Raw genomic sequence first — 13,266 nt, forward strand, 5'->3', positions numbered from 1 at the left:
ATTTTAAATCACACTTTAATGGAGGTGCTTTCGGATAATGCGACTTACCTTGTACGTCAAATACGAAAACATTCAAGATTATTTAAATGGTAAGGAGATTAAAGCCGCCCCTGCGGAATCCAAGTCAGTCATTTTCAATCATTCTGATTTAGTGGTGGAAGTTAGTATTCCCGCCCAATACGTACTTGGCGAAGGCATATTCGAGTCGAAGAGTATGGTCAGAGGTTCGTTCCACTACTTTGTTATACAAGACCCTAATGCGAAAGAAGGTAGATTCTAATGCAATCGAGACATGGAAACGCAATAATTCAAGGCAGTAGCGTAGATAACCTCATGGTGCGTGACGTAGTTGACCTGATTAAGCAGGATGAGCTAAAGACTTCTATCCCATTTATGGCTTACAGCCGTGCTACCCGCCGCGCCGCCGAGAAGCAAGCAAAACGCCTGTTGAAACATCTTAAGAAGTGAGGTGCTGTAATGCGAAAACAATGCAGATACGTCTTGAATGGTTGTGCTGTAGGCAGTGACCCCATCTCTGACTTCAGGTTGATTGCAGGTAACAACGTAAAGTCCAAGTACGATGGTTCAATCGCATTACGTGTGAATATACCTGCCGATTTAGAGTTGACGAAATACTCATGTGACCCTTACTCCACCACTAATGACAAACGGACACTTGATGAGCTTGGGTACGATGTTTTGGTTTGGAGAGAAGGTAAATGGAAAGTCGTCAATCAGTATAAGGGTACAAGACCTTGCGATATTCCGTATCACGTAGCTCGCATTAACCACACAGGAGGTTCTTAATGAGATTACTGTTGATCAACGCTCACCGCGTAAATGAAATTCTATTGGATTGTTTGTATAAGAATGATGAAATTAAAGATGGGAAACCAGTTATTCCTTGTGTTGGAGTGGAAGGCGTGATGAATTGGCTGGGATTTCATCCTAATCGACTGGCTTCGTACAAGGAAGAAGTGACTACTATGATTTCGAATCTTCCATCTGAAATCCAAACACTCAATGGTGTTTCTTTTCTAAATGTATGCCAAGATACAAATGGTGAACAGTGGACGGGGCATCATAAAACATGTGATGAACTTATCATGCTTGGTATCGGTTTAAAGTTGCTGGAATATGTTCTACCCAAAGAAATGTGGAGCCTTTGTCCTGGTGGGCTTCCAATGATTCGTATAAAACATTCTTAGATCCTTTCATACAAAGAAACATTCCATTGTTGAGATTGTAGATTTATTGGCTTATAAGAGAAGATATGTGTATTAGTGAAGCGAGAACAGAAGAAATTCTGATAGCCTTCCGATCAGGTTTTGATTTGAACGATGATTAGGTGAGCTGTACTAAATACTAAAAAACTTTAGGTAAAGTGAAAGGATGAATTGGCATGAACGCAAAAAGTTTAAAAGAAATATTAGCAAATTTAGATAAAAAATTAGCAGATGTTGATGATGATATGGATGTATTCATTAGAAATTCAGTTAATCCATGTGGTAATATTCAAGAATTAGAACAGGTTGAATTTTCAACATATGGATTTTTTGGTAAATCGATTCCTTGCTTAATACTTAACACAGATAGTTCAAAAACGTTAGAAAGAAACAAAGATGATGAAGTTATTGATTATATTTCGAGTAAATAATATACGAGTTTAAAAAAGGGTTATTTATATTATGAAGGTGGAGAGGGGCAGGGAATACAATGGTTATTCAGGATACCAAAAATAGCCGATGTCTCTCATAAAGATATTCTCTAATTATCGCATGAGTGAGAACGTAATAAAACTTGTTAAAACAAGGATGAAAGAGGCATTTTACTTTTATTGAGATTGGAGAAATGAATATGAGTGCAAACAATTACAAAGAACTAATACATCATGTTGGACATGAGATTGCATGTGTAACGTATGGAGAGAATGATAATGTAGCAATTGAATGTGAAACTTGCAATTGTGTCCTAATTGACTATGATAAAGAGGAATATTTATAGCCTGATTAAAGAGCTTAATGTTTAAAGATTTAAGTTTGAAAAATAAATCAGTGTCCTCATGTTCAAGCTCTCGATAGATGCCAATAGTATATGTAGTAAAAGGTAAGAGTCACAATCAATGTGGCTCTTTTTCTTTGCGAGAGAAAAGGCTAAATCTATTTGTATTATCGGGGGACATGACATGACGTTTGACAGAAGAAGTCCCGTAAAGCTAAGAAAAACCACCGGCGATAGGTTGGGCCCTGTATCCGGTGGTTTTTCAATGAACTAATTGGGATTCGCCGTGGTCGCCCACTGGCCTTTGTTAAGTCACGATGGTGAGACATCATGGCTATTCTCATTATATCACATCCGATGACTATAATCTTATACATGAATAATATGAATAAAAATTTTTTAGTTCTTATATTGTGTTCCAATACATAGAGAAGTGTTATAATGTTGACTATAAACAATATTAATTATAAATAGTCTATAATATATCCATTGGATTGATGCATATCATATAAGATTCATAGCAAGTTGGTGTTTATCGATTAAACATTATTTTTATAGGAGGAGATTCACATTAAAAGGGGAGTTTTTGTGACACTTGAAGGTGGAGAAGGTGCGGGAAAAAGCTTGGTTATTCAGGCGATTAAGGATCATTTTGCAGAAAGCGGAAAACCATTTCTTATTACGCGTGAACCTGGAGGTATTGAAATTGCCGAAAAGATTAGAACGATCATTCTTGAGCCAAGCCATACATCCATGGATGGAAGAACTGAAGCGCTTCTATATGCAGCGGCGAGGAGACAGCATTTAGTGGAAAAGGTCTTTCCAGCACTCAACCAGGGGATTACCGTGATATGCGATCGTTTTATGGATAGTAGTTTGGTCTATCAAGGATATGCTCGTGGATTAGGATTTGAGACGATTCTCGAACTCAATCAATTTGCTATTGAGGGGTGCATGCCCGATGTAACGATTTGGTTAGACGTTGATCCTAAGGTTGGATTAGAACGTATTTCACGTAATAACGAGCGTGAAGTGAATCGTTTGGACTTGGAAAGCGTTAGATTTCATGAAAAAGTGCATATGGGATATCAAATCCTGCATGCAATGTATCCAGAACGCATTCATAAAATTGATGCGAATCAAACGCCTGAAGATGTAGTTAAGGATGTAATAAAGGTGATTTTAAACAAGACTACAAATATGGATCAAAGGGGAGCGTAATGATGGAAAAAATGAGTTTGCAACTATGGGCGACCGAAAATAAACCACCAAAAGACATGCATTTTTATTCTGCCTATTGGGATCAAATTATGTTTGTGCGGGATCAGCTTACGTCGTTAATCTATGGTTCAATTATTGACGGTGAACCATTTAGAGGTGTCATAAGTGATCATGTATCAAAGTCAGTTCGTCTGCCTGTTTATCTCTTTGAAGTAAAAGAGCTGCAATTACGTCTCATTCTAAGAGGTAACTTTTATGATTGGAAACTGTCTGTAGAATCAGATAAGCCAGTTATTTGTGATTTTGGTGATTTGATTGATGGAAACAAGACATGGTCACATCATTATTGTGAGGGATTTGAACATCATTGGATTTATGATTCATTCCATGCTAATAATCAACAATTTACTGTTGAATTGAGTGACGATTTTACTCTCTACACATTCATATGGTTACTTCTTCAAAGTTTGAAGAAATAAGATGAATCATCATATAACGGATTGGAAGGGGAAATTATGTTGAAGGCTATATGCTCAAATAATGAAAAACACGATCAGTTTGTAACCACTGCCCATGTAACCCAGTATTGGGTAGTTGACTCAAAAGGAACTTTTCTAAACGAGTTAGCAACGATAGAAACCACACATGCACCCAACAAAGATAATACGTGGACATGCTTAATCTGTGGTGCTGATGCAGTAGTTACTGAATAATTTTTAAGGAGGACAAACATGTTAGAACGTGCCAAAGTTGAATTTGTACAAGCTACTATTAATGAAGAGGGATTAGAACTTGGGAAAGTCTATGAAGTACAAGCGCATCCCGTGGATCGAAGTAAATGGTATATCGTCTCAAACGACAATGGCTGGACACTCTATGATAAGTGGCAGTTCGTTCATATCATTGAGCAATACGCGATCTATGAAAAGTATTTTGGATTATTCCAACTGCCTATTTTAGAAACTGGAAAGTATGTTTTAACGGTCATTGCACCAACAGGTTACGCGATGCAGGTTCCTATAGCAGATTGCAAAATAGAAGATTACTCCTATACACAACGAATCAATTGTGGTGATTTGAGATTTGTTTAGGATGAAAAACGGCTGTAGGTCTACCCCTCTAACAAAGATATTCGTTTTGTACTGAAAAGGAATGATATAAAGCTTCTATTCTAATAAGGATTAAGGGGAAGCAAAAATGAAAGCAAAAATAAAAGGTTATAAAGCTTTTGAAAAAGGTATGGTATGCCTTGGGTTTCAATATGAAGAAGGTAAAACATTCCTGCATGAAGGTCCCACGGTGCTATGTGATGAAGGATTCCATTTTTGCAAAAACCCGCTGGATGTATTGAATTTCTATCCACTTATTGATTCCAGCGGAGAGCTGAGCGAATTTGCTGAGGTGGAAGCGCTCGGCGAGACGAAAACGGTAGGTAATAAATCGGTTACAAACCAACTACGGATTGGTGCAAAGCTTGATTTGCCAGGATTTATTAAAGCGGGCTATGAAGCGCTTTGGGTGAAATGTACTGAGGATGTAAAGCAAGTGGCTTCTTCGGAAGACGACAGTAAACTTGCTCTGTCAGGAGACTATAGCCAAGTTGCTGTATTGGGAGACAGCAGCCAACTGTCAGCCTCGGGGGACAACAGTCAACTCACTGCCTCAGGAGATGACAGCCAACTTTCTGCGTCAGGAGACTACAGTCAACTTGCAACCACGGGAAACAATGCTCAATTGGCAAGCTCAGGAGACGACAGCCAGCTCGCCGCCATGGGAGACAACGCACAACTCGCCGCGTCGGGAAACGATAGTCGACTCACTGCGTTGGGAAACAACAGCATGGTTGTATCATCAGGAGACAGTAACCGACTTGCTTTAAATGGTAAGGATAGTGTCGGTGCCGCCATGGGAATCGATAGTCAGATTAAGGGCAAAGTAGGTAATTGGATCACCTTAGCAGAATGGAAACGCAGCGGAGGACGTTATGTGCCTGTATGTGTTAAGTCTGCTCAAATTGATGGTAAGATTCTAAAAGAAGACACATGGTATAAGCTTAAAAATGGTGCATTTATTGAATGTAGGTATCAATAAAATTGCTAAAAACGTAACAAACAAAAAACCCACCGCTAAAGGTTAGGGCCTTGGTGGGTTTTGCTGAGTGCGCCGTGAGGCACATCGTTGTTCAGGGGGAGTGCAGATACTCCCCTTATTTATATTCTTATGTTATCACAACATGTTTATACGGGCAATGTCATTGCCTATGCTAATGTTTAATATTCAGCCCCATGTTGTAGAGTAATATAAGGATTACTGCTGATTAGAGTTGTTGCTGAAACTACCAGGGCGAATGTCAAGACCGTCAAACATAAGATTTTTCTCATTCCTTAATTCCTCCTCTAAAATAGATTGCATTAAACCTGTGTATTGATTAGTTTGTTGCAAACTCGCTTTAGAATGAAACATTTGAAACAGCGCTGTTGATTTTTTGTAACCGTTGTGCTCTTTAAGCGTAAGTGCGGATTCCAAAATTAGCAATGTGTAATCTATAGCATCAACGTATTCTTGTCTTGTAAATCTATATAAAGCTATCATGTATAGTAAATCTATATAATAGTGATTCTTAACGGTATCCCCATCGGAGTCGTAATTATTTATGTAATTAGGGAAAGAAGACAGTATGTTATCTATGTCCCATTGGTGATAAGTAGCTGCGCGTGTGACATTCGTAAGTCCACATAGTATTTCCTGCGGGTGTTCTTTTAAATAATCAACATATTCGATCAAAGCAATGTGATCGCCTTGTAAAACCTTGATCGTTAACGTATTCGCTTTTGCATAATTTTTGAAATCGTTAGCGATTTCAGCTTCTTGAGGAGTCATGGTTCCATACCAATTCATATCCTTATATAAATCAATATATTTTAAAGCTTCTTGATACTTGCCTATTTTTTGTAGCCCTTCACTTTTCATTAAGTTGCTATACCCGCAGTAATAGATTAAGGGTCGTTTTAATCTCATTTGATTTTCTGTTTTCTCGTTTAACTGTTGTAGTGAACATTGATTTAATTTTTCACTGAGCTCTATAACTTTATTCCAGTCGTCAAGTGAATAGGACATTTTTAATAATTTTGCTAACACATCCAAGTCGTCTATTTCATCAAAGTCCAGATATGACACCTATAACACCTCCAATTTATTCCACAACATATGAATATTACAATAATAAATGATTTATTGTCAACTTGAAATTAGTTTACTGAAATATAGGCAATTAAAAATGAAGTGATTTAAGGATGATAGAGGAAAATACATAGATTTGGTGAATACGATAGGAGAGTTCAATCTTGTATGGTTAGTGGAAGAAATAAAAAGAAAAGAACCGGACACATCCGATTCCCTTAGGCGTTAGTCCAAAGACAGACGCCGCAATTCTTTAAATTATATACAAATAAACATAGTTATATAACTTTATTTAAATGTCTGCTATATGAATATAATGAAAAGGTTACAAAACACAGGTTGATGAACCCATCAAGCAAATTGAAGGAAAGGGATGATGATTAGAATTGTTGTTCCACAAAATGCACACCGAGCATTTAATAGCATGATTAAATGCATTAGGATAGAACATAGGGCAGTATCCATTATTCTCATAAATAGAGGGGCAAATCAAATGAATCAACTATCACAATTTGATAAATCAATTATCATAGCAGCTAAGGCACACAGCGGGGACACGGATAAGGGTGGCAAGCATTATATGTTTCATGTGATGCGTGTCGCTATGAATGTGGAGAAGGTACGAGAATATCCAATATTTAAAGACCTATCGGATGAGATTGTAGAGAAGGTTAGATGTGTATGCATTTTACACGACGTAATTGAAGATACAGCTACAAAGGCAAGACCCGTTACAGCACAGTCCCTTCGAGATGAAGGAATGGATGAAGAGATTATTGCTGGAGTAGAAGGGATGACCCGAAGAGAGGGAGAGTCGTATCGTGATTTTATTGAACGAGCCAAACAAAATCCAATTTCGCGAATGGGTAAAGCGTGTGATCTAATGGATAACATGGACGAGAGTCGTCTAAAGGATTCACCATCAGAAGTTCGTGCAGCGGCTAAGAAACGTATAAAAAAACGGTATAGACCTGCTTTGGAGAGAGTATTAGGTATTGATGATAAAAGCATATATGAATTCATCCATGCAATAAATCATCAGAAAAAAGAACCAATCATCTCGGATGACTCCATACTGTCCTTTATTGAAAAGAATATCGAACTTACAACTCAACAGAAAGCAGCTATTCATATGGCTCTTCGGAGCAACGTGAGTGTACTTTCAGGTGCTTCAGGAACAGGTGTTACGTTTACGTTAAAAGCGATTATTAGCTGTTTAGAGACAGCTAAACCGAATGCTAATATCATTATCGTTTCAGGTACGGGGAGAAAAAGAGCGTACCTTTCACAGCAATTAGGAAAGGAAGTAAAAAGTATATATCAGTTGAGTAAAGACGAATTGATAGGCGATCTGATCGTTATCGATGATCCTCAAATGATGAAAAGACAGGCTCTTGTAGAAACGCTACAAAGGATACCCAATATACGCATCTTGTTTGTAGGTAACTCTCAACCATTTTCAATGGAAGATGGGATTCAATTAGAGGAAATCGTAAAACATGCCCGTATACCACATACCGTATTAACGCAGAAGTTTCGCCAATAAATAGTTATATTAAACAAGCTGTAAGTGTAAAACTCGTCTTTCATGGAAGACGAGTTTTTTGTTGACCATAAGTATATTTAGTTTATAATATTGACTATAGACAATATGATTTTGATAAAGAATAAAAGGAGAAATATGGATGACATCTTGGATATATTCTTTTTTTGGTTGGGCGGAGCTGCACATGGTTTCTATCATTTCGATGTTTGCATGGTTTGTGATGGGATGGCTTTTAGAGGTTTCAAAATCAAGATAGCTTCAAGTTTATATAAAGTGTTTTATTGTTAATACGTTTATAAGAGAGGATGAAAAAATTGAGTTATTCAATCTCCTTTTTGGGGCTGACAAGTTGGTGCTTTTTAGCTTCGTTTATGTTCGCATTCCAGTTGAGTGCTTTTAACGGTGATGATATAGAAAAAATATTGAAATTTCCTAATCCATTTAGAGTTCATCATCTAATCCAGCTCATATTTTTTCTTCCCGTGTTCGCGCTCGTCATGATTGGGTATGCCTTGTATTATTACTTCAGTTATATGTATACCTATGTTTACAGACCTATATATACTAACATCATTAAGTTTTTACAGTTAAAGCTTTGGGAAAAGAAAACGAACACCCCAACTAAATAGTTAAAAACAAGCTCAAGCTCACTTGTCGAAGTGAGCTTTTTTTTTGTTATAAACGCATATGATACAAGATCCAAAAGAAAAAAGGTTGAACTCATAGATTTTATTTTTGAGGAGGGAAATGTTTATGTATACAGAATTAAGTGGCAACCAATTAAACAAAAGAATCGTTAATACCATCACAATTTCAGATGGGGTTAATATTGTTTTTGACTTTGTTCCAGGTGATGAAGTGAAGGTAAAATATGGACGTTGTCAGGACAATCATAGAGCAGTTGGGGTTATTCAAAAGGTGGAAGGGATTATAGCCACGATTGCGTGGAAAAAAGGTATTGTTAGGGGGAAGGAATGGACAATTGATGCGCTGGAGTATGTAAAAAAAATATGACTCTGTTGCCAAGGCACAGGAAGTCTCTACTCCGAAAGAATTGAAAATGATTGCTTATGTTCTCAATGTGGGGGTTCGGGGAATGAGTTGAAAGTAGGTTAAGATACAGAATAAATGATCAGGATTGTGGGCATTGAAGTGTCTAAAATCTGTAGGAGGTTGAGTAAAGTGGCAGAAGAACTTAGAGATTTTATTGGGGAAGGAATTCGTATTGATGGAAGGATGATTCCTTATCGATTGGTTACAGCTTATGATTATTTCAAAGCTAAGAAGTACACAGAGGAGGAAATCAACAGTTTTGAGACAATGGGAATAGGAGAAATGGTTAGCCAAATCATGGCTTTAAAGCAAGCTTGCTATTTGCTCAGACATACGTCTCATAGTTGTCAGAGTTTATCTGACAGCTTGTACAATTTAAAAATGCAATTGATTCTTGATTTAAAAATAACAAAAGGGTTTGAGTTTGACGATCCATTTGTTGAGGAATACGGAATGATGAAATAGATAAGATCAAATTATCGAAAAGAGAAGGATCCATTTTGGAGATCCTTCTCTTTTTTTGTTGAAAAAAATAGAACCGTCTAAACGCACTCTCCTTTTGTATTTTTTTTCTTCGTGCATAACATACAGGATGCTAAAGCAAAACAGGATGATTTCAAACTCAACTTTAGGAGGCATATCATGAATCAAAAAAGTGATCGTTTAGATCGAAGAAAGCACAAGATTGTAACAACTGTTGCGCTGTTTGCTTGTATTCTCATTGGGGCTTCTGCCTATGCACAATTCAACGATAATGAGTCTACGAAAAACAGTCATCATAGCATGATAAAAGTAGAGAAACAGCCATTGATGTCAGATATAGCTTTGAAGAAACAAACCGTGACACAAGTTAAAGCGGTACAATTGCCCCTATTCCAGAAATGGAATGAGCCATTAAAGGCTGAAGGTAACGATCAGACGAAGGAGAAAGTAAAACCAAAATCCATACAACAACTACCTTCAAAAATCGTGCGAGAAAGCAAAACACCGACGAGTCTGGCTCCATCAAACAAGGGATTTAAGGCATTTGTTTATAACGCCGATATCCCTTTACCTAAAGAAGAGCAAAAATATTTATACAAATTGTCTCAAAAGAGAGGACTAAATTATGAAAAAACCTTGGCAGTTATGCAACATGAAAGTGGCTATAATGCCAAGGAAATTAGTGAGACTTATGATTACGGTTATTTTCAAATCAACAAAGTCAATCATGAGAATTTATCCAAGCTCCTGGATACACCCAATAAACCTTTAGATCCCTATGTAAATATGGAGTGGGGTACTTATATGCTATCTAACCTATATAATTATTGGGAATCGAAAGGGATATCTGGACGAGAGCTCGACGAATATGTTTGGAGTTCTTACAATAAGGGAATTGGCGGGTTCCGTACCCACGGAAAGGCAACAAAATATATAAAATTGGTTAGAGCCGCGTATACAGAAGTTCACCAATTGATGTAGTTCCACAAGAAGGGTAGTTTTTATCCTTCTTTTTTTTGCTCACTGTAATTCAGAGCAATTTAGTGTAAACAAAAATTTACAAAATATGACGAAAGCAATATAATTAATCGTATAGATATTAATCCGAATGTAGAAAAAAGAAGTAGGAAGAGAGATTAAAAAATGACAATACAATGTAATGTTTACTTATACTTTGGCGAACCAGAAAAGGTTGATAAATTAGTTCAAAGAAGGCTCTCTGGGTTGTATTTTCGGCGAGGAACCTCTCTAATTGGGATCGATACAGGTGTTATAACAGAAGAGGAACGAGAACGTATTGTACAAGAATATCAATTGAGAGATTTTGAAGTTGATCAACAAAGGTTTCACAGTCTGCTTAAACAGCTTGAATCTATTGGAGGGAGCCTGACAGATGTTGAGCTGGCTTTTCCTGAGCGGTTAGAGAAAACCCTGGACACGTCTGATAAACTACTTCACAGTCAAAGTGCTTTTATGGTTTCAAGCATATTAGAGAGAGGATGGAACAACGGATGTGATGTGAAATCGATTGAATATGTGATAGATGGACTATTCATTCGTTGTTCAGCCTTAGCTGAACTACAGATAACGAGTACAAACAATCTTAATATTGAAGAGATCATGAATTCATTTCCTATTGGTATTTTATCAAGTGTGATTAGATGCTGAGAAACAAAAGAGGAGTGTTGATTTTGGAAAACCTGAATACCCTTGCAGCTTGGATTCAACAAGCAAAGAAAATAACCGTATTGTCTGGAGCAGGAATAAGTACCGATTCTGGCATTCCTGATTTTCGCTCTTCTGCTGGAGTTTGGACAAATGATACATCCAGACAGTATATCATGTCGTTGTCTTACTTCAATCGTCATCGGAGCGAGTTTTGGGCAGCGTATAAGGATATCTTTAAAATCAAACTGGCTGGAGACTTTAAGCCTAATTACGGACATCAATTTTTAGCTGAATTAGAAACAGAGGGTAAGATGATTGATATTTTTACGCAAAATGTAGATGGCTTGCATCAGCTTGCCGGAAGTAAGAAGGTTTGCGAAGTTCATGGGAGCATGCGGATAGCCCACTGTACCAATTGTGGCGAAACCTACGACTTAGATTACATCCGAAGTGAAGCTGTACCTACCTGTCGGAAAGTCGAACAAAAGGAGAACGTTTGCAATCAATACATTCCAGTACCTGATCGTTCACTTCATCATGTGGTTTGTCAGGAATGTGGAACCCGTCACGTTATACACGAAGCAACATCAGACGCCATTCGATGTAAAGGAAAAAAGAAGCGAGAATATAGATGTAACCATGTTTTAAAACCAGATGTTGTCCTTTTTCAAGATTCGATTCGCTATTTTCCAGAGGCAAAGAAAAGTGCAATGCAATCAGATTTATTGCTTGTTGTGGGGTCTTCTTTGCAAGTAGGACCTATTAATGAAATTCCACAACGGTTCCCAGCTTATAAAAACAGTGTGATTATTAACAAAGAGCCAACCAAGCTTGATCACTGTTTTAAAATGGTGATCCATGGATCTATCTCTAAAACCTTTCAACAACTTCACCAAAAGTTATTGTCTTCATCCCATTAACTAAAGAGTTCATTTCGTGCATATAGTTTATATGAAAAATTATGTGACACGAAAGGGGGTCTTCGAATGAAGGCTTTAATGATTTCGGATTTACAATGGATTGATCAGGAGGACTGGCGAAAATTATTGGAGATCAATCAGGAACAGTTTGATGTTGTCTTTTTGTTGGGCGACATCAATCAAATGCTTTTACAGAAGATTGTTGAGGTGTTTGGGCATAAAGGAGTATATGGTGTTCATGGTGATTTTGGATACGAAGGTGACCTTGAATATTATGGCGCAATCGATTGCCATGGACGAGTTGTGGAGCTGAAAGGAATGAAAGTGGCGGGAGTAGAAGGTTCGAATCGCTATAAAGGAGGACCGTATCCTATGCATACGCAGGAGGAAATCAGCATGCTATGCGAGGAGCTGCCGCCTGTAGACATTCTACTGTGTCATAACTCCCCAAGTGGGTATCATGATCAAGCGGGTCATCCTGTATACCAGGGATTCAGAGGATTACATGATTACATGGATCGTTGCCATCCACGGTTTTTGTTTCATGGTCACCATCATGTAAATACGGTAGACTATTATATGGATACTATTTTAGTTGGCGTATTTGGTGTAATTATATACGATTTCAAGTCGAAATCGAAAGAATGTGTATTGGAATTGTCTATGGAAAAGACTTTTTGAAAACAATCTATCGTGAGATGGGTATGTACCAGATAATCGAGTTTAAAAATAAAGATGTAATGGTTTTCATGAATTTTGATTAAAAAAACTGTGTAAAACTTTTTTTTATCAACAATTAGGGGGATATTAAAATGCTTGCTCATACAGTGCTTGGAGTAAAGATGAATAAACAACTTGAACAATTAATAAAGGATCGTGTTTCAGTTACCAATATGCCATATGAATTTAAAATAATGGAGTCTCTGGTTATGGAAGAGATAAAGCCGAATCAGCGTTCATTACTCTTGAAAAACTAAAGAAGTGGTCTGAGGAATTAGGTGCAGAAGTAAATCTGATTAGAAATAGATATAGTGAAATTTATCGTTCCCTTCCTGTAAAAGATCGTATTAGAAATAGAACGGCAGGTAAAGGTCAGAGTGAGGGCTTCTTACTTGTAGAGATTACAGATCCAAGTGCAAGAATTTTGGAATCAATTATTCAACGATAAAATGATCCTTTACGCAGACTTTCTTT

General features: G+C 37.3%; 18 protein-coding genes. 17 read left to right on the forward strand and 1 reads right to left on the reverse strand.

Annotated elements, in window-relative coordinates:
• Nucleotides 1–37 precede the first annotated feature (37 nt).
• The 9 genes from JOD82_RS09750 (at nt 38) to JOD82_RS09790 (ending at nt 5,313) form a co-directional block, all read left to right on the forward strand.
• Nucleotides 38–280: a hypothetical protein gene (locus JOD82_RS09750; RefSeq protein ID WP_209948627.1), complete on the forward strand. Its 243-nt coding sequence runs from the start codon at nt 38–40 to the stop codon at nt 278–280.
• Nucleotides 280–468: a hypothetical protein gene (locus JOD82_RS09755; RefSeq protein ID WP_209948629.1), complete on the forward strand. Its 189-nt coding sequence runs from the start codon at nt 280–282 to the stop codon at nt 466–468. The genes JOD82_RS09750 and JOD82_RS09755 overlap by 1 nt, the downstream gene beginning before the upstream one ends.
• A gap of 9 nt (nt 469–477) precedes the next feature.
• Complete coding sequence (locus JOD82_RS09760; RefSeq protein ID WP_209948630.1) at nt 478–807, forward strand: hypothetical protein; 330 nt, start codon at nt 478–480, stop codon at nt 805–807.
• Nucleotides 807–1,208, forward strand: coding sequence for a hypothetical protein (locus JOD82_RS09765; RefSeq protein ID WP_209948632.1), 402 nt, complete (start codon nt 807–809; stop codon nt 1,206–1,208). The genes JOD82_RS09760 and JOD82_RS09765 overlap by 1 nt, the downstream gene beginning before the upstream one ends.
• Nucleotides 1,209–1,402: 194 nt before the next feature.
• Nucleotides 1,403–1,657 (forward strand): hypothetical protein, encoded by a 255-nt coding sequence (locus JOD82_RS09770; RefSeq protein WP_209948634.1) that lies wholly within the window; start codon nt 1,403–1,405, stop codon nt 1,655–1,657.
• 914 nt (nt 1,658–2,571) lie between these two features.
• A complete protein-coding gene (gene tmk / locus JOD82_RS09775; RefSeq protein WP_209949154.1) occupies nt 2,572–3,222 on the forward strand; it encodes a dTMP kinase in 651 nt (216 codons plus the stop codon).
• Nucleotides 3,223–3,224: 2 nt separating this feature from the next.
• The gene (locus tag JOD82_RS09780; protein ID WP_245248965.1) at nt 3,225–3,701 is read left to right on the forward strand and encodes a hypothetical protein; all 477 of its coding nucleotides are present in this window, start codon (nt 3,225–3,227) and stop codon (nt 3,699–3,701) included.
• A gap of 252 nt (nt 3,702–3,953) precedes the next feature.
• Nucleotides 3,954–4,313 carry a hypothetical protein gene (locus JOD82_RS09785; protein WP_209948638.1) on the forward strand — a complete coding sequence of 120 codons (360 nt, stop codon included), beginning with the start codon at nt 3,954–3,956 and terminating at the stop codon, nt 4,311–4,313.
• A 106-nt stretch (nt 4,314–4,419) separates the two neighbouring features.
• A complete protein-coding gene (locus JOD82_RS09790; protein WP_209948640.1) occupies nt 4,420–5,313 on the forward strand; it encodes a DUF7666 domain-containing protein in 894 nt (297 codons plus the stop codon).
• 216 nt (nt 5,314–5,529) lie between these two features.
• On the opposite strand, the gene JOD82_RS09795 is transcribed toward JOD82_RS09790, so the two are convergent.
• Nucleotides 5,530–6,399 (reverse strand): hypothetical protein, encoded by an 870-nt coding sequence (locus tag JOD82_RS09795; protein WP_209948642.1) that lies wholly within the window; start codon nt 6,397–6,399, stop codon nt 5,530–5,532.
• Nucleotides 6,400–6,895: 496 nt separating this feature from the next.
• Here JOD82_RS09795 and JOD82_RS09800 point away from each other — a divergent pair, with 496 nt between their 5' ends.
• The 8 genes from JOD82_RS09800 (at nt 6,896) to JOD82_RS09835 (ending at nt 13,049) form a co-directional block, all read left to right on the forward strand.
• Nucleotides 6,896–7,948, forward strand: coding sequence for an AAA family ATPase (locus JOD82_RS09800; RefSeq protein ID WP_209948644.1), 1,053 nt, complete (start codon nt 6,896–6,898; stop codon nt 7,946–7,948).
• A gap of 753 nt (nt 7,949–8,701) precedes the next feature.
• Nucleotides 8,702–8,962, forward strand: a complete 261-nt coding sequence (locus JOD82_RS09805; protein WP_209948646.1) for a hypothetical protein — start codon at nt 8,702–8,704, stop codon at nt 8,960–8,962.
• Nucleotides 8,963–9,130: 168 nt separating this feature from the next.
• Nucleotides 9,131–9,466 carry a hypothetical protein gene (locus tag JOD82_RS09810; RefSeq protein WP_209948647.1) on the forward strand — a complete coding sequence of 112 codons (336 nt, stop codon included), beginning with the start codon at nt 9,131–9,133 and terminating at the stop codon, nt 9,464–9,466.
• 177 nt (nt 9,467–9,643) lie between these two features.
• Nucleotides 9,644–10,465 carry a transglycosylase SLT domain-containing protein gene (locus JOD82_RS09815; protein WP_209948649.1) on the forward strand — a complete coding sequence of 274 codons (822 nt, stop codon included), beginning with the start codon at nt 9,644–9,646 and terminating at the stop codon, nt 10,463–10,465.
• A gap of 162 nt (nt 10,466–10,627) precedes the next feature.
• Nucleotides 10,628–11,152: a hypothetical protein gene (locus JOD82_RS09820; protein ID WP_245248966.1), complete on the forward strand. Its 525-nt coding sequence runs from the start codon at nt 10,628–10,630 to the stop codon at nt 11,150–11,152.
• Nucleotides 11,153–11,184: 32 nt separating this feature from the next.
• Entirely contained in the window at nt 11,185–12,072 is an 888-nt protein-coding gene (locus JOD82_RS09825) for an SIR2 family NAD-dependent protein deacylase (protein WP_397376026.1), read from the forward strand.
• Nucleotides 12,073–12,138: 66 nt separating this feature from the next.
• Nucleotides 12,139–12,753, forward strand: coding sequence for a metallophosphoesterase family protein (locus tag JOD82_RS09830; protein WP_209948651.1), 615 nt, complete (start codon nt 12,139–12,141; stop codon nt 12,751–12,753).
• Nucleotides 12,754–12,884: 131 nt separating this feature from the next.
• Entirely contained in the window at nt 12,885–13,049 is a 165-nt protein-coding gene (locus JOD82_RS09835; RefSeq protein WP_209948653.1) for a hypothetical protein, read from the forward strand.
• The last annotated feature ends 217 nt before the right edge of the window (nt 13,050–13,266 follow it).

This window comes from Paenibacillus sp. 1182 (genome assembly GCF_017833915.1).
Taxonomy (GTDB): domain Bacteria; phylum Bacillota; class Bacilli; order Paenibacillales; family Paenibacillaceae; genus Paenibacillus; species Paenibacillus polymyxa_D.